The following is a 17,621-nucleotide window of genomic DNA, read 5'->3' on the forward strand; positions in this document are numbered from 1 at the left end:
AACCGGCTGATCTCGCCTGTGAGGGGCGGTAGTTGACGGATCAACAGGTTTGCAAGCGCTTGTGGGGCGGGGCCTCCGGTGGCCGGACGCGGAGGCGCGCACTCCGGGCGCACGCCGGAGTGAACGGACGAACCCCCTGGCAGCGACCTGCGCTGCCAGGGGGTTCGGGGTCCGTGGGCGGCCCACCCGGGGTGGAAGGGGGCGCCCACGGAGTCACGCGAGGCCCGTCATCCGCCTCCGGGCCCGGCGGTGGATCAGCAGCCCGCCGCCAAGGAGCGCTGCGGCAAGGAGAGTTACCGAGATCACAGTGAGCCCGGTCGCCGCGAGACTGCCGCCGGACGCCGTCTCCGTACCGGAGGAGCCGCCGACACCGCCGCCGACCGTGGAACCTGCGCCGCCGGCCGGTGAACCGGAGGATCCGGAAGAGCCGGACGCGTCGGCGGAGGAGCCGCCGTCGGGACTGCCGCCGGTGCCGCCGCCACCTGTCGAGGCGTCACCACCGGTGGCCGAGCCACTAGTTGGGGAGCCGCCGGTCTGACCGCCCGTGTCACCGGAGCCGCCGGAGTCACCCGAACCACCGCTGTCACCGGAACCACCGCTGTCCGCGCCGCCGTTCGCCTCGGTGACCGTCAGCGTGACCGGAGCCGTACGCGTGGTGCCGACCTCGTTGCGGAACTCGGCGCGGTAGCGGTAGCCGTCCTGGGCGCTCTTCGCGGTGAACGTCAGCACGGGCTCGGCCGCCCCGTCCAGCTCCCGCCAGGTCTGCGAGCCGTCGGTGCTCACCTGCCAGCGGACCGAGGGCTCCGGGGTGCCCTCCGCGCGCGCCGTGAGGGCCACCTCCTCCCCGGCCTCCACCGAGCGGTCGGCGGGCGCCTGGGTGACCAGGGGCGAGACCTGCCGGATGAGCCGGGTGATCTTCCCCTCGGCCGGGCTGGTCACGTAGACCGTGGCCCCGCCGGGTGCGACGGCGAGCGAGGCGGCGCCGAGCTGTGACTGGTTGCCGGGCAGCGAGAGGTCCTTGGCCGCCGGGGTGAAGTCCGCGCTGTCGTACACCGTGAGCGTGCCGTTGTTGTCGTTGGCCGGGTCCGAGAGGTCGCCGCCGTCCTGCCAGACCACGAAGGCGCGGCCGCTCTCGACATCGAAGGCGGCGTCCCGGGCCAGGTCCTTGCCGGCCAGCGTCTTCACCAGCGTGCCCGTGGCGTCGAAGACCAGCACGGACCGGTCGACGCCCACCCACACCGCGCCGCTCGCCGGGTCCGCCTGGATGAACCCGGCCATGCCGCCGGGCCCCGGCAGGTCGAACGAGTCCGTGACGGCGAAGGTGACCAGGTCGACCCGGTGCAGCTTCCCGGCCGCGAAGTCGCCGAACCAGACCGCGTTCCGGGCGGGGTCGGCGGCGAACCGGTTGCCGCCCGGCAGCGTGAGGCTCCGGGTGGCCGTGCCCGTCGCCGTCCCGATCTCGGAGAGCTTCGCGCCCTGGGCGACCAGCACCGTGCCCGGAGCCGTACCGGGTGCGATGTCGGTGACCGTCGACCCGGCCAGCCAGACGCCCGAGGCGGCCGCGTCGCCCGCCTTGGCGCTCCCGACGCCCCGCAGCGGGTAGTGGTAGACCACGCCGTCGCCCGGCAGCGGTCCGGCGATCCGTGCCGCCGTCGAGGCGCGCGGCTCTCCGGTCGGCCCGGGGGCCTGGCTGATCCAGCTCTCGGCCTTCCCGTCCTCGGGGTCCAGCACATAGAGCCCGCGCTCGTCGATGTCGGCCGTGTCGGGGAGGTTGTCCGCGCCGACGTACAGCTTCTTCGAGTCGGGGTGCAACAGCAGGTCCAGCGGCTTGCCCGCCGAGGTGAAGTCGGCGGCGGGCTTGTAGGAGACGGTCCCGGCGGGTACGTCGACACCCTCGCCGCCCGGTTCGCCGGGCTCCTGGTCCGCGAAGACCACGGGGATGCGCACGTCCTGCGTACGGTCGCCGCTCGCGCGGTGGTCGGCCCGGGTGACGACGGAGCACGGTACGTCGGCGCAGTCCAGCCCGTCGCCCTTGGACCGGATCTCTATCTCGACGTCGAACGTGCCGCCGGGGCCGAAGGGCAGGGCGAGTTCACCCTCGTACGGGTCGCCCGGGGGCACGATCCACTGCGAGTTCTTCGAGCCGCCGCTCATGTCGGCGCCGCCGAGGCAGGGGGAGGGGACCCGGTTCGCCCCGTTGTCCTTGCAGAGCGCGACGTAGATGCCGGTCCTGAGCCCGTACCCCTCGCCGGTGACCCGGATCTTCTGACCCGCGGGATCCAGGCCGGTGGTGGCCGAGACGGTGAGCTTCTGGCCCTCGGGGCCGGTGGCGCTCTTCGGGGTGGCGGCGTCGGCGCTGACCGCGGCGCCCGCGGGGACCGCCGCGAGGAGCAGGGCGGCCACGGCGGCCGCGGAGATGCGGCGGCCGGGTCTGCGGGGTCTGCCGGGGCCGGTCGGCGGGGTGCCCGGGGTGGGTGTCATGTCATTCCTCGTCACGACGCGGGGAGCCCGGCCCCGGCGAGGAGCGCCGGGACCGGGCCGATGGCTGGGTGGTGTCCTACACGAAGTCGATCGGCGTGTGGACGTCGTACTTGCGGTCGTTGGTGTCGGTGTGGTCGGCGCGGGTCACCACGGCGCACTCGACGGTGTCGCCGCAGATGTTGCCGCCGCCGAGGTCGGCCTTGACGTGTATCTGCACGCTGAAGGTGCCGCCCGCGCCGAAGGCCGAGCTGTTGGGGAGCGTGCCGCCGCCCAGGTTCGAGACCCAGTGGGAGGCCCCGGTGGTCCCGGCCTCGTCCTGGCCGCCGAGACAGGGGGAGGGCTTGTTGGCGCCCTGAGCCCCGTCCACCACGCAGAGGGTGACGTAGACGCCCTGCCCCGGGTTGTAGCCGCTGCCGGTGACGGTGATGTTCTGCCCGGAGGCGTTCGCCGTGTCGGGGGCGGTCAGCGACAGGTTGTAGGTGGTGCCGCCGTCGGTGATCGTGCGGGTCCCGGTCGCCGCTGCGGCGGGGGAGGCGAGGGAGAGCGCCAGGGCGGCGGCGGAGAGGAGGGCGAGGCCCGTGCGGGCGACGGTACGGGTGGAGGGAACAGCACTCATCGAATGAGCACCTTTCTCGGCATCGGAACCAGAACCACGGACACCCAGTCGACTTAGGTAAGGCACACCTAAGTCGAAAGATGTTGATGTTGTCAACGAAGGGAGACCATCAGGGTCCGGAAAACGATCAGATTCAGCCGAACTCGACCGGCGGAAAGGCCTGTTCCGTCCAGATGGTCTTGCCGGCCGGGGTGTAGCGCGTCCCCCACCGCTGGACGAGCTGGGCGACGATGAACAGCCCGCGCCCGCCCTCGTCGTCCTCCGCGCTGTGGCGCAGATGCGGCGAGGTGTGGCCGGTGTCGGCGACCTCGCAGAGCAGGGTGCGGTCCCTGATCAGGCGCAGCCGCAGCGGCCCGCCGCCGTACCGGACCGCGTTGGTGACCAGCTCGCTGACGACCAGTTCGGTGGCGAAGGACAGCTCCTCGAGACCCCAGACGCTCAGCTGACGGGTGGCCAGTTCACGCGCCCGCCCCACCGTCACCGCCTCGGCGGGCAGCTCCCACTCGGCGACCTGGCTCTCGTCCAGCTGCCGGGTCCTGGCCAGCAGGAGGGCGGTGTCGTCGGCGGTCGTGGCGTCCGGCACCAGCGTGGAGACGGCCCGGTCGCACAACTCCTCCAGCGAGGCGGCGGGGGCGCCGAGCACCCGGCCCAGCGCGGCGAGTCCCTGGTCGATGTCGTGTTCGCGGGCCTCCACCAGACCGTCCGTGAACAGCGCCAGCAGGCTCCCCACCGGGAGTTCGATCTCCATGGACTCGAAGGGCAGACCGCCCAGCCCCAGCGGCGGCCCGGCCGGCAGATCCGGGAACGTCACCTGCCCGTCGGGGTGCACCACGGCCGGCGGCAGATGCCCGGCCCGGGCCATGACACAGCGCCGCGAGACCGGGTCGTACACCGCGTACAGGCAGGTCGCCCCGGTGGTCAGCTCGTCGTACGCGTCGGAGGCCACGCCGTCCCGCGCGCCCGGCCGCTCGTCCAGCGGCTGCCCCACCAGGTCGTCCAGCCGGGTCAGCAGCTCGTCCGGGGCCATGTCCAGCTGGGCGAAGGCGCGCACGCTGGTGCGGAGCCGCCCCATGGTGGCGGCCGCCTGGAGGCCGTGGCCGACCACGTCCCCGACCACCAGGCCGACCCGGGTCCCGGAGAGCGGGATCACGTCGAACCAGTCACCGCCGACCCCCGTCACATCGTCCGAGGGCAGATAGCGGTAGGCGATCTCGACGGCCGACTGCGGCGGGACGTGGTGCGGCAGCAGTTGCCGCTGGAGGGCCAGGGAGGCGGAGCGCTCGCGGGTGAAGCGGCGGGCGTTGTCGATGCAGACCGCCGCCCGGGCCGCCAGCTCGTCCGCCAGGGCGACCTCACCGTTGTCGAAGGTGTTCGCCGGGCCGTGGGCGACCACCCGGCCGGACGTCTCGGGACGCGGACTCCGTACGAAGGTGACGAGCCCCAGCACGCTGCCGCCGACGCGCAACGGGACGACCAGGACGTTGTCGTCGAGTACGAGACCGCCGGAGGCCAGGGAACGGTCCTGCGGCGAACCGGGCGGATAGGCGACCGGGGGGTAGCGGTGGGCCGGGCTCCCCGGGGCGGCCGGATGGAGCGGCTCGCCCGGATCGGCGATCCCCGGGCCCGCGGAGTGCTCACCGACCCGCAGCAGGTCCATGGCCGCCGAACTCCCGGTCGCCGGGAGCTCCCCGCTCATCACCGTCACCCGCGCGATGTCGACCCGTACGGCGGCGGCGAACTCCGGCACGGTCACCTCGGCGATCTCCTCGGCGGTGGTGACCACGTCCAGGACCGTGCCGATCCGGCGGCCGACCTCCACCAGCAGGGCGAGACGCTGCTGGGCGCGCTGGCGGTCGGAGATGTCGAAGGCGTCCTCGCAGACCCCGAACACATGCCCGTGGGCGTCCTGCAACCGGTAGTAGGAGCAGGACCACAGGTGCTCGGTGCCCGGGTCGCTCGGCGGGATGCCCTGGAAATGCAGGTCGAGGATGGGTTCGCCGGTGTCGATCACGTGGTGCATCACGGCGTCGAGAGTCTGCGGGTATCCCGGGGTGACGAAACGGCCCCCGGAGTACAGCTCGTCGGCCCGCATCCCCCGGTACTCGGCCAGCGGCCTGCCGATCTCCCGCTCGTAGGCGGTGTTGCTCCAGGTCAGCCGGAGGTCGGTGTCGTAGATGGCCAGGCCGACGGGCGACTGGGTGGCGAGCCCCTGGAGCAGGGCGAGCCGGGACTCCCACTGCCGCAGCTCCCCGAGCTCGGCGGCGACCAGCACCCGGCCCGGGGTCTCGGCACCGCCCTCGCCGACCCCGTCCGCCAGCGGGCACATCGTCGTCGCCACCAGCAGCTCCCGGCCGTCCTGGTGGCGCGCGAGGCGGATCTCGCTGCCCTCGGGCGGTCCGGGCCCCGGGCGCTCGGCCGGACCCGGGCGGTCCGACGCGGCCGGGAGGGGCCCCTCGGCGGGCAGCGGTGACAGGAACACGCTCAGGGGCCGCCCGACGGCCTCGTGCGGCCCGTAACCGAGCAGCTCGGTGGCGGCGGGGCTCCAGCCGACGACCGTGTCCCGGCCGTCCAGAACCACCGTGGCCGCCCTGGCGATGTCCAGGGGGCCACGGAAGTCTGCGGCATCCGCCGCTCTGGTCGCGCTCACCGCGCCACACCGGCCTGGTCCATGGTCTTCAGAATCCGCCCTGGCCCCGGCGGGCACAACTGCGGTACGCCCGCGCCACGGCCGATCGGGGCGGATTCCGGCCGTCACCGGTGCGGTCGGCGGTGCGGTCAGCGCACGCCGTCGGGCCGGAACTGGACGCTGATCCTCGGCCCCAGGGCCCGTGCCGTCTTGGGGACCGCGTGCTCCCAGGTCCGCTGGCAGCTGCCGCCCATGACGATCAGGTCGCCGTGCCCGAGCGACCGGCGTACGGGCACGGGACCCGGCCGGCGGGGCCGCAGCGCCAGGTGGCGCGGTGCCCCGAGGGAGAGGATCGCGACCATGGTGTCCTCGGTGGAGCCTCGGCCGATCGTGTCACCGTGCCAGGCGACCCCGTCCCGGCCGTCCCGGTAGTAGCAGAGCCCGGCCGTGGTGAACGGCTCGCCGAGCTCGCTCCCGTAGTGCGCGCTCAGCGCCGTACGGGCGGCGTCGAGAGCGGGGTGCGGCAGGGGATCGCTCCCGCCGAAGAAGGCCAGCAGCCGTGGGACCGCCACCACCCGCTCGTACATGACCCGCTGCTCCGCCCGCCAGGCCACACCACCGGCCAGCGCCTCGAACAGGGCGTCGGCCCCCTGGAGCCATTGCGGGAGTACGTCGATCCAGGCGCCGTGGCCGAGATGCTCACGGCGCAGCCCGTCCAGGGGGCGGACGGTGATGTCGTTCCCCTGGTCGAAGAGGGAGGTCTGGAGGTGTACGGACATGGAACGAGCGTAACGCTATTCGTACGGGTGTGCGAATAGCTGGCCGGTCGGCTCAGCTCTCGTCGATCAGGCCTTCTTGCTCAGCTCTCCTTGATGAGGTCGGCGCACTTCTCGCCGATCATCATGGTCGTGATGCACGGATTGGCCGTGGTCAGCACCGGCATCACCGACGCGTCGGCCACTCGCAGCCCGGTGACCCCCTTGACCCGCAGCTGCGGGTCGAGGGGCGAGTCCGGGTCGTCCACCGCACCCATCCGTACCGTCCCCGCCGGGTGGTAGACGGTGTTGTGGGTCTCGCGGATGTAGTCGAACAGCTCCGCGTCCGTGGTCGCGCCCGCCCCCGGCGCCAGCTCGGTGCCCGCCCAGGCGGCCATCGGCGGCTTCGCCACGATCTCCCGGGCGAGGCGGAGCCCGTACGTCATCACCCGTACGTCGTGCTCGTCGGTGAAGTAGCGCGGATCGACCCGGGGCTTGTCCCGGAAGTCCCGGGTGCGGAGGCGGACCGTGCCCCGGGAGCGGGCGCGGGTGACGTTAGGGGTGAGGCAGAACGCGTTCTCCGAGGTGGGGTAGCCGCGCCGGTAGGTGTTCAGGTCGAACGGGACCGAGCCGTAGTGGAACATCAGGTCCGGCCGGTCCAGGCCCGGCTCCGTGTCGGCGAAGATCCCGATCTCCCACCACTGGGTGGAGGCGGTGACCATGGGCTGCTTCGCCTCCCACATGATCACGCCCTCCGGGTGGTCCTGGAGGTGCGAGCCGACACCGGGGGAGTCGACCCGGACATCGATCCCGGTCTCCCGCAGGTGCGCGGCCGGGCCGATCCCGGAGAGCATCAGCAGCTTGGGGGAGTCGATCGCCCCGCAGGCGACGACCACTTCGCGCCGGGCGTGCACCCTGCCGCTGTGGACGGTGTCGGGCTCCAGGTACTCCACGCCGGTGCACCGCTTGCCGTTCTCGCCGCTCTCACCGTCGAACAGCAGCCGTTTCGCCTGGAGCCCGGTCCGTACCTCCAGGTTGGGCCGCTTGCCGAGGATGGGATGCAGGTACGAGACCGAGGCCGAGGAGCGGGTGCCGTCCTCGCGGGCGTTGATCTGGAACCAGTGCGCGCCCCGGAGGACGGTGGTGCCCGTGTTGAACGGGGTGGTGGGGATGCCGGTCTCCGCGCACGCCTCCAGCAGCGCCGTACCGCACGGGTCGTCCGGCGGGACCGTACGGAGGGTGACCGGGCCCGAGCGGCCGTGGTGGTCGCCGGGTGCGTCGTTCGTCTCCAGCCGCTTGTAGAGCGGGAAGCAGTCCGCCGCGCTCCACCCGGTGCAGCCCAGCGCGCCCCACTCGTCGAGGTCCTCGGCCGGGGCCCAGAAGGCGATGCACGAGTTGTGCGAGGAGCAGCCGCCGAGCACCTTGGCGCGGGCGTGGCGCATGAAGCTGTTGCCGTACTCCTGCGGCTCCACCGGATAGTCCCAGTCGTAGCCGGACTCCAGCAGCGCCATCCACCGGTCCAGCCGCAGGATGCTCTCGTCCCCGACGTCCGAGGGGCCCGCCTCCAGGACGCAGACGGTGACGGAGGGGTCCTCGGTGAGCCGGGCGGCGACGACGGCACCGGCCGTACCGCCGCCGACCACGACGTAGTCGTACACGGGCACAGGGCTCTCTACGGGCATCGCGTCTCCAGGGCTCAAGGATTCTGCGGCGGAACGGTGGGGTCCTCGGGCAGGAAGCGGTGCTCGGCGAGCACGCCCGTACGGTGCCGCTGGACGAACCAGTAGTAGGCGAAGCCGCCCAGCGCGACGACGCCGATGAACAGGAACGCGCCCCACCGCAGGTACCAGTGCTGCGGGCCCGTCGCGTTGTAGACCTCGGCGCGCGGCCAGGCCAGGTTGAGGGACATCGCCGTGCCCCACAGCACCGCCAGCACGTTGACCGGCAGCCCCCACCGGCCCAGCGAGAACGCGCCCTCGCGCGGCTGCCAGGTGCCGCGCAGCCGCTGGAGCAGCATGGGCACGGTGACCAGCAGATAGGCCACGTAGATCATGATGATCGCGATGCTGGTGATCACCGAGAAGATCTGCGGCTGGTTGATGTTGACCACCAGGATCACCACGCCGACCACCCCGATCAGCACGGCGGGCACCACCGGCGTCTGGAAGCGGGGGCTGACCCTGGCCAGCTTCGATCCGGCGGGGAGGTTGTTGTCCCGGGCCATGGCGAACATCAGCCGGATACCGGCCGCCTGCACGGCCAGCACGCAGACGGTGATCGCGACGACCACCGACCAGAGGAAGACCTCCCCGATGGTCTCGCCGAGCGTCGCCAGCACCACGTACTGGAGCCCGCCCGTGGACAGCTCCTCGGCCTGGAGGTCCGGCACCGAGAGCAGCGCGAAGAGCAGGATGAACGCGCCGATCAGGAACGACGCGATGAGCGCCCGCAGGATGGCGCGGGGCGCGTTGCGGCCCGGGTTGTGCGACTCCTCTCCGAGGGAGGAGGCGGTGTCGAAGCCGTACATCACATAGGCGGAGGCGAGCGAGGCGGTGAGGAACGCCCCGAAGTAGCCGAGCGACTGGCCGGTGCCGAGGCCGTACGTCTCCGTCAGCGCGGTGCTGGGGCCGCGGGTGATGTGCGCGCCCAGGAAGATGATCAGGGCGACGGCGGCGACCAGTTCGATGAAGACGCCAGCGGAGTTGATGCGGGCCATCAGCTTGATGCCGAACGCGTTCACCAGCGTGGAGAAGAGGATGAGCACCGTGCCCAGGAGGACGGCGTTGGCCGCCTGGTCGTTCTGGCCGCTGCCGTCGCCGATGAACTGGAACCAGCCGTCGATCTGCGGCAGCGTGATCTGGTACGCCAGCGCCACCGCCGAGAGCGTGACCATGGTGGCCGTCATCATCATCCAGCCGCCGAGCCACCCCACATGCGGGCCGCCCATCTTCTTGGCCCAGTTGTAGACCGAACCGGCCACCGGATAGCGGGCCGCCAGCTCGCAGAAGCACAGGGCCACCATCAGCTGCCCGCAGAAGACCATCGGCCAGGACCACCAGTAGGCGGGACCGCCGAAGCTGACGCCGAAGTAGAAGAGCTGGAAGGTGCCGGTGAGGATCGAGATGTAGCTGATCCCGGCGGCGAAGGTGTGGAAGTTGCCGAGGGTGCGCTTGAGTTCGGGCCGGTAGCCCATCTCCCCGAGCGCGTCGTCGTCGTGCTGCGTCTGGGTTCTCGGCGCTCCGCCCGGCTCCGTACTGCCGTCCGCGCTCACTCGAACCACCGCTGCGGGGTCGCGGCCGCATTGCGCCAGATGTGCTTGGCCTCCTGGTACTCGGCGAGCCCCGCCGGACCCAGCTCACGGCCGAACCCGGACTGCTTCATGCCGCCCCACTCCGCCTGCGGTACGTAGGGGTGGAAGTCGTTGATCCATACGGTGCCGGCGCGCAGCCGCGAGGCCACCCGGTGGGCGCGCCCGCCGTCCTGCGTCCAGACCGCGCCCGCCAGCCCGTACACGGTGTCGTTGGCGAGCCGCACCGCCTCGTCCTCGTCCCGGAACCGCTCCACCGTGAGCACCGGCCCGAACGACTCGTCCCGCACCACCGACATGGACGAGCGGCACTCGTCCAGCACGGTCGGCGGGTAGTAGAAGCCGTCCGCCAGCGCGGGATCGTCGGGCCGCGCGCCCCCGCAGCGCAGTACGGCGCCTTCGGCGATGCCCTCGGCCACGTACGCCTCGACCTTGTCGCGATGGGCGGCGGAGATCAGCGGGCCGCTGCGGGCGTCCTCGTCGAAGGGGCCGCCGAGCCTGATCCGGCGCGCCCGCGCCACCAGCTCGTCCACGAACCGGTCGTGCAGTTCGTCCTGGACGAGGAGCCGCGCCCCCGCCGAGCAGACCTGCCCCGAGTGGAGGAAGACCGCCATCAGCCCGTAGTCGACGGCGGTCTCGAAGTCGGCGTCGGCGAAGACGATGTTCGGGTTCTTGCCGCCCAGCTCCAGGGCGACCTTCTTCACGGTCGGCGCGGCGGCCGCCATGATGGCGCGCCCGGTGGCGAGCCCGCCGGTGAACGAGACCATGTCCACCCGGGGGTCCTCGGTGAGCGGCGCGCCCACGGCGGCCCCCGCCCCGAGCACCAGATTGGCGACCCCCTCCGGCAGCTCGGCCTCGACGAGCAGCCCCATGAGCAGGACGGCGGTGTGCGGGGTCAGCTCACTGGGCTTGAGGACGAAGGTGTTGCCTGCGGCGAGCGCAGGCGCGACCTTCCAGGCGGTCTGGAGGAGCGGATAGTTCCACGGGGTGATGAGCGCGCAGACCCCGACGGGTTCGTACACGATCCGGCTGTCGACGTCCGCGACCCCGGTGTCGACGACCCGGCCCCCGTCCCCGGTGGCGACGAGATTGCCGAAGTACCGGAAGCAGTTGGCGATGTCGTCCATGTCGTAGGCGCTCTCGACGAGCCGCTTGCCGGTGTCCAGCGACTCGGCCCGCGCGAAGATGCCTTTGTCACGCTCCAGCAGCTCCGCGACCCGCAGCAGCAGCCGCCCGCGCTCGGCGGCCGGCGTCCGGGGCCAGGGCCCGTCGTCGAAGGCGGCCCGGGCGGCGGCGACGGCCGCCTCGGCGTCCTTGCGCCCGCCCTCGTCGACGGTGGCCACCAGCGTGCCGTCGGCCGGGCAGCGGATCTCCCGCGTGCCCGCCTCGGCGGCGGCGGTCCACCGGCCGCCGATGAACAGCTCCGGCATGGGCTCCTCCTGTACGGGGTTCCTGTGCGGGGTGGGCGGGCGGCCTCCGGCACCGGTGCCCCGGCACCCTCTGTGGTCACTCCAGGACCGAGGGTAAGGGTGGCCGTGCGCACGTGCACCGCAAGCGCGGCCGTGGCGATACCGCGGCCTCCCACTCCGCGGTTCGTCCCGGCCGCCCGAGGCCCACCTGCCGGCTTCCGCCGCGCAGGCAAGGTCCCGCGCGGGACGCTGCCCGGTGGTCAGGAACGCGGTCACCGCGCCCTTCGCGCACGCATTGTCGTCGAAGGGATGGACGCCGTGGCCGCCCTGGCCGTCCGTCACCGGCGTGGCCCGCTGCCCGAACGCCCGCCGCAGCTCCCGGGCGCCGGCCGGCGGAGTCCCCAGGGCGCGCTCGTTTGCACCATGAGCACGTTCGACGGGCCCCGGCCACCGATCCGCACCGGCGGCTCCACCTGTCCGCCCGGCCAGAACGCGCACGGCCCGATCCCAGCCGTGGAGGCGCCGAGCATCGGATACCTGAGCCGGTCGACCGCGACGTTGCGCTGAACATGTCTATGGACCCCGCTCCGGGACGGTCACCGGACGGGGGCCGAACGAGGTGCGCGGGCTTTCCCCCGCTCATCCGCCGGCGGCGAACCGGCCGCGCGTTCGCTGCCGAAGACCGGCGGCGCGACCGGTTCTTGCCCGGGACGAACCCATGGTCCTCACAGGGACTGGAGTTCTCCCGGGCCGGCGTTCCCCTCCGTTTCGGCCTTGAGAGCACAGTCGACGCAGACCGCGCTGCCGACCAGCACCATCAGCACCGCCAGCCCACCGAAAGCGAATACCATGCAGAATTCCATATCAGCACTCCTCCGGAGTCAGGGACTTTTCGTTGGACCGATGCCGGGCTCGCGGGCCCACACCCGCAAGAACCGGTGGCGGCTGCGAGTCGCGTCACGCTTGTCGGACGCTGGTGAGATGGGCGAAGACGACGACGTTGGCCGCGTAGCCCGCCTTCTTGTCGAAGCGGCCGCCGCAGGTGATCAGCCGTAGTTCCGGCCGTCCCCTTTCTCCGTACACCTCCTTGTCGGGGAAGGACGTCTTCTGGTAGGTGCGGACCGCGTCGACGGTGAAGACGGCGGTACGCCGGTCGGCCCGGGTGACCTGGACGGTGTTGCCGGCGCGCAGCATGCTGATGTTGAGGAAGACGGCCGGCCCGGTGAGGGTGTCCCGGTGCCCGACCGCCAGCGCGGTTCCCGCCTCGCCTGGCGTGGGGCCGTCGCCGTGCCACCCGACCAGTTTCGGTTTGTCGATGGGCGGGGTCCCGGGGTGGCCTGCCGGGTCGAGGGGCAGCGCTACGACCGGTGCTTGCAGTGACAGTGCCGGGATGGCCAGCTTCGTCGCCGGTGAGCGAGGGAGCGGGCCGGGTGGCGGAGCCGTCGGCTTCGCCCTCGGTTTCGCGGCGGCTGTGGGACGGGGGTGTGCCGCCGGTGAGCGGGGTTCCTCCATGGCCCGCCCCGTCGGCGACGGCCGCGGTGATGTCTTCCCGTCGGCACCTGAGGCGGTGGCGGTGCCGTGGTCCGGGGATCCGTTGTCGCATCCCTGGACCACGGTTGCCACCAGCGTGAAGGTGACGCTCAGCGTGATGGTGAGGCGGCAGGCGCGGCTCGGGCCACGGCGCCGCCGACGACGGGGGCGGGGGCGGGGGCGATCGGTGTTACGCGGCGCCATGGGCGCGGCGTCGGGCGGCCCGGCGGGTGAGGAACAGCGCGAGCACGCCTACTCCGCCCGCCGCCACTGCCGAGGTCGCACCGAGCGGCATGCCGTCCTCCGCCGTGGTGCCGCTCTCGACGGTCGGGACGCCACCGCCGCCGGCGGGCACGCCGCCGGTGGGACGGCAGTCGACGGTGAAGATCTTCTGCTTGGGCACGCCGCCCGGGAACGTCCAGGTCACCTTGTACTGGCCGTTGGGCAGGGAGTAGTCCTGGGAGTGGCCCTTGCCCGTGGCCAGGGTGACGGCGGCGGTGAGCGTGGGGCGGGTCGGGGTCGCCGGCTGCGGGGCGATGGTGATGTTGATCAGCGGTACGGTCTCGAAGTTGACGGCGGAGAGGTTGAACCGGCAGACCTTGGTCTCGTCGCGGGAGTCGCCGTACGGCGTACCTGCCCGGTGAACCTTGAGCTCACCGCTGTCGCCGGGCGCGGCGTGGGCCGCGGACGTACCGGCGAGGGACATCCCGGCGACCGCCGAGGCCGCGAGGGCCGCGGTGGTGAGGCGCCGGGCGGACGAGCGCGAGAGCTTGGATGAAGACATGACGACTCCTGGATGGTGGGATTGTCGTACTAATCCGGGTGGGGTTCCAGGAATGCCACATGCATCAGGTGACGTGGTGTCACCACACGGACACGCAGCGTTATTTGCACCGAAAGGAGCACGCCGGGCCTGAGGGCGCACGCGTCCGCCATGCCCCGAGGCCCGGGGCGGCTACGCCGCGATGTGCGCCGCGAGGAAGCGCTGGACGGCGGGCAGGACGCCGAAGTGGTCGTGAGCGACGTCCGGCACGGTGTCCAGACGGGTCCCGATGCCGTGCCGGTGCCAGTTCCTCCGCAGGGTGTCGAGGCGATCGGCGCGGTGGGCGCCGGCCGGGTCGGGGCCGTCCGGGGAAAGGTCCGCGGTGCTGGTGTCGCCCTCGCCGATGACCAGCTGTACGGGCAGGCGCCGCAGTGCGGCCGGGTCGGCCTGGATCCCGAACTTCTCCACCATGTCGGCGGTTCCGTGCCACCAGGGCAGGGAGGGGTCGAGCAGGGTGACGCGGCCGGGCGCCCCGACCGACAGGGACGCCAGCCGGCCGGGGTGCAGGTAGGCGAAGCGGTGGGCGAACTGGCCGCCGCCGGAGAATCCGTGCAGATGGAAGCGGTCCGTCTCCAGGTGCCAGCGGGCGGCGGCCTCCTCGACCATGTGCAGCAGCAGCGTGTCGGCCCGGATCACCGGCGACAGGAGCTTGTAGCTGTCCAGGTCGTTGGGGCCGGTGATCCCCGCCGGGAAGAGCGGCGCCAGGACGACGCAGCCGTGGTCCTCGGCGAAGCGTGCGAAGGCGTCGCGGAGCGTCTCCGCCCGGCGGCGGGTTCCGTGCACGGCGACGACCAGCGGGTAAGCCGGACCGGCCGGGCGGTACTCCCTGGGCACGTAGAGGCAGTAGGAGAAGCGCGGATCGCGGGACAGGGCGAACAGCGGTGTGGGGCCGGTGAGAAGGGACAGGGCGGGGTGGCCCGGGGGGAAGTCGGCCGGTGTGAGCGGGCGTTCCGTCGTCATGGGCGGGGCTCCGTTCCGAAGGTGAGGTCCATCAGGGGCGCGTACTGCTGGCCCGCGTAGCAGTCGGCGTCGCGCAGGTCGCCCTGGACGGTGGGCCGGGGGAGGGAGACCTTGACGGCGAGGGCGAGGGGGTGGTTGACGACGAGGATGTCCTCGGGGTCGGCCCCGTACAGCTGGGCGAAGAGGTCCTCGGTGAGGAAGCCCGAGGCGACGAGGGCGTCGTAGGCGGCCTGGTCGCGGCACATGAAGTCGAAGGTGAGGGTGAAGGGCCCGGCGTTCTTGGAGCGGACCAGGGAGCAGTGGTCGAGCAGGGTGGCCATGGGTTCTACAGCTCCTCGGTGGCGGTGCGGAACAGTTCGGTGGGGGTGACCCCGGTGGCGACGTGGTTGAGCGTGAAGCGGTACAGGGCCCCGCGATCCGTCTCGGGCGGGGAGTAGGGGTAGGCGAGGGTGGAGACCAGGCCGTCGTACTCGGGGATGGGCAGGTGGCTGCTGGCGTGCGCGACGAACGTGGCGACGGCGTGCGCGGTGGCCTGGTCCGGTGCGGTGACGGTGATCAGGACGCCGAGTTCGCGCGGGCGCAGCGGTTCGGGTTCCGCGGCGGCCAGGACGGCGCCGTCGCCGTAGAGGCGGTAGTCGATGTCGATGTCGGCGGGGTCCACGGCCCCGCCGAACACGTCGAGGATCTTGTCCGCGAAGTGCTTCCTGGCGAACGGCAGCAGTTCGGGGAGCCGGCGGATGACGACCTGGTCCCGGACGCCTCCGACGATGACGGTCTGATAGCCGACGAGTTCGGCGCCCTCCAGCTTGTTGGTGTAGACCTCGGCGGGGTGGAAGCGCGCTCCGCGTACCCGTACGGTGCGCTCGTCGACGGCCTCGTACGTCGCACGGGTGGTGTCGAGGACGCCCGAGGGTTCGACGACGTGGAACGGGTCGGCGTTCTCGTACAGGGTGTGCGCGGCCACCGAGCGGGGGGTGAGCCGGCTGTCCTCGGCGAGGGTGGTGACGTCGAAGTGGTCGTCGCGCAGGTGGACCAGGAGCCCGTTGGCGGACGGCGGGACGGCGCAGGCCGCGCCGCACTCGATGGTCTTGGCCATGTGCCAGGTCAGGCCGGGGTCGGCGCCGTGCATCCGCGGCACCGCGGCGAACAGGGCGGTGTCGCTGGCCCGCCCCGCGAGTACGACGTCGCACCCGGCGCCCAGGGCCTCCTGGATGGGCTCCGCCCCCATCATGGCGACGGTGTGGCCGCGGCGGAACAACTCCCTGCCGATGGCGGGGGCGTGGGGCAGCGGCTTGATGCGGCCCTCGTCGAAGAGGGACTCCAGCCGTTCGCGGGGCTGGTCGGAGTAGATCAGGCCGAGGGTGAAGTGCAGGTCCTCCTCGGCGGCGAGGGCCCGTACGAGGGCGGCGACCCGGTCCACACCGACATCGCGCCCGCTGGTGCCGCAGGAGCCGATGATCAGCGGGACGCCGAGCTCGTCCCGGGCCTTCAGGAGCAGGCGCAGGTCCCGGGAGACGGCCTGGTCGGACAGCTTGGGGAGGCCGGAACCGAGTGCGGCGGGCCCGGAGTCGGTGGAGCCCGCGTCGCAGGCGATGACGTGGGGACGGGCAGCCACGCCACGCGCGAAGGCGGCGGCGTCGAAACCGGCGCCGAGGGCTCCGGTGGGAGCGAGGATACGGAGTTCCATGAGTGTCTGTGTCTCCTGATGAAGGGTGTGGCGGGAGCCGGTCAGGCCGACGGCGCGGGGGTGCGCCGGGCCAGGCGGGTGAAGACGGCGAAGGTGACGACGGCGAAGAAGGCGCCGTTCAGGAGCATGTAGCGCCAGCCGGTGAGGTCCACGGTGAAGCCGAGCAGGGCCGGGCCCAGCGCCGCTCCGGTGGAGGAGGCGACGGTGTACAGGCCGGTGTAGGTGCCCAGCACATGGCGGCTCGGGGCCAGGTTCCAGAGGGCGACGAGAGCGTTGACGGCGAAGGTGGCATAGCCGGCCGAGGTGACGATCATCGCGACGACGGTGCCCGGCACCGTGGGTGAGGCGAAGCCGATGAGCAGCCCGGCGATGAAGACGCCGACGCCGTACCGGATGGCCCGTACCTGCCCCAGCCTGGCCGAGACGTAGGCGAGGGGGATCACGCAGACCAGGAAGGCGACGGCGCCCGGCAGGGCCAGTCCGCCGGCCGCGCCCCGAGAGAGGCCCAGCGTCTCCATGCCGTAGGGGGTCAGCTGCGAGCGCAGGGCGGACCACATGCCGGCGAAGCAGAAGATGCCGAGCATGAGCAGGAGCCGGGCCCGGGAGGGGTCGCGCACGAGGTTCCTGACGATGGCCCAGGGGGACGCGGGCTCCTCCTCGGGTGCCGCCTCTCGGCCCGCGGCCGGGGTGTCGTCCCGCGCCGGGTGGACGGTGGGCCCCCGGCCCAGGAAGGCCCGGGACACGGCGAACAGCAGCAGCATGAGCGCGGGCGGGACGGCGAAGGCAAGGGTGATGCTGCGGTCGAGGACCAGCAGGCTGATCAGTGCGGAGACGATGATCGTGAGGCCGACGCCGGCCTTCACGAACCCCTGGGCCTTGCTCCGGTGTGCGGGGGGCACGTAGTCGGAGACCAGCGTCTCGGTCACGCCCTTGAACGCGTTCGCGATCACGGCGAACGCGATGACGCACACCATGAGCGCGGACAGGCTGTTCGTCCACGGGATCAGGGCGAAGGGCACGGAGGCGAGGACGGCCCCGATGAGGATGACCGCCCAGCGCCCTCTGCCCTCGCGCGCTCGCCGGTCGGAGACGAACCCCATCCATGGCTGGATCAGCACCCCGAGCACGTTGTCCAGGCCCATGATCAGCCCGATCAGGCCTGCTGAGGTGAGGTACCGGCGGAGTTCGCCGGGGACCTGCGCGTCGTAGAAGTTCCACACCGATTCCTGGGCGAAGACGGCGAGCGCCACCCACAGGACGGTGCCGCGGTGCATCGGCCGAAGGTCGGGCGGCGGGTCGGCCCCGGGGGCGCGGCTCGTCTTCGAACCGGGGGCGAGGTCGGAGGGCATGGCGGCTCCTTTGCCATATGCCATAGCAAGAGTGGTCTGCGAGTAGCTCGGACAGCCGCGTCCCGTGCGGCCGTCAGA

The 17,621-nt window shown here is 72.3% G+C and carries 14 protein-coding genes and 1 pseudogene; all 15 read right to left on the bottom strand.

Annotated elements, in window-relative coordinates; genetic code table 11:
• Positions 1-213 precede the first annotated feature (213 nt).
• The gene (locus tag GTY67_RS28175) at positions 214-2,481 is read right to left on the bottom strand and encodes a hypothetical protein (RefSeq protein WP_161280743.1); all 2,268 of its coding nucleotides are present in this window, start codon (positions 2,479-2,481) and stop codon (positions 214-216) included.
• A gap of 76 nt (positions 2,482-2,557) precedes the next feature.
• Positions 2,558-3,097 carry a hypothetical protein gene (locus GTY67_RS28180; RefSeq protein ID WP_093686184.1) on the bottom strand — a complete coding sequence of 180 codons (540 nt, stop codon included), beginning with the start codon at positions 3,095-3,097 and terminating at the stop codon, positions 2,558-2,560.
• Positions 3,098-3,230: 133 nt separating this feature from the next.
• Positions 3,231-5,744, bottom strand: coding sequence for a SpoIIE family protein phosphatase (locus GTY67_RS28185; RefSeq protein WP_161280745.1), 2,514 nt, complete (start codon positions 5,742-5,744; stop codon positions 3,231-3,233).
• A 128-nt stretch (positions 5,745-5,872) separates the two neighbouring features.
• Positions 5,873-6,502 (bottom strand): alpha-ketoglutarate-dependent dioxygenase AlkB, encoded by a 630-nt coding sequence (locus GTY67_RS28190; protein WP_093686182.1) that lies wholly within the window; start codon positions 6,500-6,502, stop codon positions 5,873-5,875.
• Positions 6,503-6,582: 80 nt separating this feature from the next.
• Positions 6,583-8,160 carry a GMC family oxidoreductase N-terminal domain-containing protein gene (locus tag GTY67_RS28195; RefSeq protein WP_161280747.1) on the bottom strand — a complete coding sequence of 526 codons (1,578 nt, stop codon included), beginning with the start codon at positions 8,158-8,160 and terminating at the stop codon, positions 6,583-6,585.
• A gap of 14 nt (positions 8,161-8,174) precedes the next feature.
• On the bottom strand, positions 8,175-9,749 hold the full coding sequence (locus GTY67_RS28200; protein WP_093686180.1) for an APC family permease: 1,575 nt from the start codon (positions 9,747-9,749) through the stop codon (positions 8,175-8,177).
• Positions 9,746-11,215, bottom strand: coding sequence for an aldehyde dehydrogenase family protein (locus tag GTY67_RS28205; RefSeq protein WP_161280749.1), 1,470 nt, complete (start codon positions 11,213-11,215; stop codon positions 9,746-9,748). Before GTY67_RS28205 ends, GTY67_RS28200 begins: the two co-directional genes overlap by 4 nt.
• A gap of 189 nt (positions 11,216-11,404) precedes the next feature.
• Positions 11,405-11,760, bottom strand: a pseudogene (locus tag GTY67_RS28210) (alpha/beta hydrolase); the annotation flags it as partial.
• Positions 11,761-11,919: 159 nt separating this feature from the next.
• On the bottom strand, positions 11,920-12,045 hold the full coding sequence (locus GTY67_RS35380; RefSeq protein WP_272925846.1) for a hypothetical protein: 126 nt from the start codon (positions 12,043-12,045) through the stop codon (positions 11,920-11,922).
• A gap of 106 nt (positions 12,046-12,151) precedes the next feature.
• Entirely contained in the window at positions 12,152-12,706 is a 555-nt protein-coding gene (locus GTY67_RS28215; protein WP_342636738.1) for a class F sortase, read from the bottom strand.
• Positions 12,707-12,914: 208 nt separating this feature from the next.
• Positions 12,915-13,508: a hypothetical protein gene (locus tag GTY67_RS28220; protein WP_161280750.1), complete on the bottom strand. Its 594-nt coding sequence runs from the start codon at positions 13,506-13,508 to the stop codon at positions 12,915-12,917.
• A 171-nt stretch (positions 13,509-13,679) separates the two neighbouring features.
• Positions 13,680-14,507, bottom strand: coding sequence for a poly(aspartic acid) hydrolase (locus tag GTY67_RS28225; RefSeq protein ID WP_093686178.1), 828 nt, complete (start codon positions 14,505-14,507; stop codon positions 13,680-13,682).
• Positions 14,504-14,827: a DUF4387 domain-containing protein gene (locus tag GTY67_RS28230; RefSeq protein WP_093686177.1), complete on the bottom strand. Its 324-nt coding sequence runs from the start codon at positions 14,825-14,827 to the stop codon at positions 14,504-14,506. The genes GTY67_RS28225 and GTY67_RS28230 overlap by 4 nt, the downstream gene beginning before the upstream one ends.
• Before the next feature lie 5 nt (positions 14,828-14,832).
• Positions 14,833-16,194 carry an acyclic terpene utilization AtuA family protein gene (locus tag GTY67_RS28235; RefSeq protein ID WP_093686176.1) on the bottom strand — a complete coding sequence of 454 codons (1,362 nt, stop codon included), beginning with the start codon at positions 16,192-16,194 and terminating at the stop codon, positions 14,833-14,835.
• 41 nt (positions 16,195-16,235) lie between these two features.
• A complete protein-coding gene (locus GTY67_RS28240; RefSeq protein WP_237502936.1) occupies positions 16,236-17,543 on the bottom strand; it encodes an MFS transporter in 1,308 nt (435 codons plus the stop codon).
• Positions 17,544-17,621: the final 78 nt, after the last annotated feature.

Origin of the sequence: Streptomyces sp. SID8374, from assembly GCF_009865135.1 — a bacterium.
Taxonomy (GTDB): Bacteria; Actinomycetota; Actinomycetes; order Streptomycetales; family Streptomycetaceae; genus Streptomyces.

Bases quoted from the DNA above. Each gene is read 5' to 3' on its own strand.
- GTY67_RS28175 (WP_161280743.1), bottom strand. From the start codon at position 2,481: ATGACACCCACCCCGGGCACCCCGCCGACCGGCCCCGGCAGACCCCGC.
- GTY67_RS28180 (WP_093686184.1), bottom strand. From the start codon at position 3,097: ATGAGTGCTGTTCCCTCCACCCGTACCGTCGCCCGCACGGGCCTCGCC.
- GTY67_RS28190 (WP_093686182.1), bottom strand. From the start codon at position 6,502: ATGTCCGTACACCTCCAGACCTCCCTCTTCGACCAGGGGAACGACATC.
- GTY67_RS28195 (WP_161280747.1), bottom strand. From the start codon at position 8,160: ATGCCCGTAGAGAGCCCTGTGCCCGTGTACGACTACGTCGTGGTCGGC.
- GTY67_RS28205 (WP_161280749.1), bottom strand. From the start codon at position 11,215: ATGCCGGAGCTGTTCATCGGCGGCCGGTGGACCGCCGCCGCCGAGGCG.
- GTY67_RS35380 (WP_272925846.1), bottom strand. From the start codon at position 12,045: ATGGTATTCGCTTTCGGTGGGCTGGCGGTGCTGATGGTGCTGGTCGGC.
- GTY67_RS28215 (WP_342636738.1), bottom strand. From the start codon at position 12,706: ATGGAGGAACCCCGCTCACCGGCGGCACACCCCCGTCCCACAGCCGCC.
- GTY67_RS28220 (WP_161280750.1), bottom strand. From the start codon at position 13,508: ATGTCTTCATCCAAGCTCTCGCGCTCGTCCGCCCGGCGCCTCACCACC.
- GTY67_RS28225 (WP_093686178.1), bottom strand. From the start codon at position 14,507: ATGACGACGGAACGCCCGCTCACACCGGCCGACTTCCCCCCGGGCCAC.
- GTY67_RS28230 (WP_093686177.1), bottom strand. From the start codon at position 14,827: ATGGCCACCCTGCTCGACCACTGCTCCCTGGTCCGCTCCAAGAACGCC.
- GTY67_RS28235 (WP_093686176.1), bottom strand. From the start codon at position 16,194: ATGGAACTCCGTATCCTCGCTCCCACCGGAGCCCTCGGCGCCGGTTTC.
- GTY67_RS28240 (WP_237502936.1), bottom strand. From the start codon at position 17,543: ATGCCCTCCGACCTCGCCCCCGGTTCGAAGACGAGCCGCGCCCCCGGG.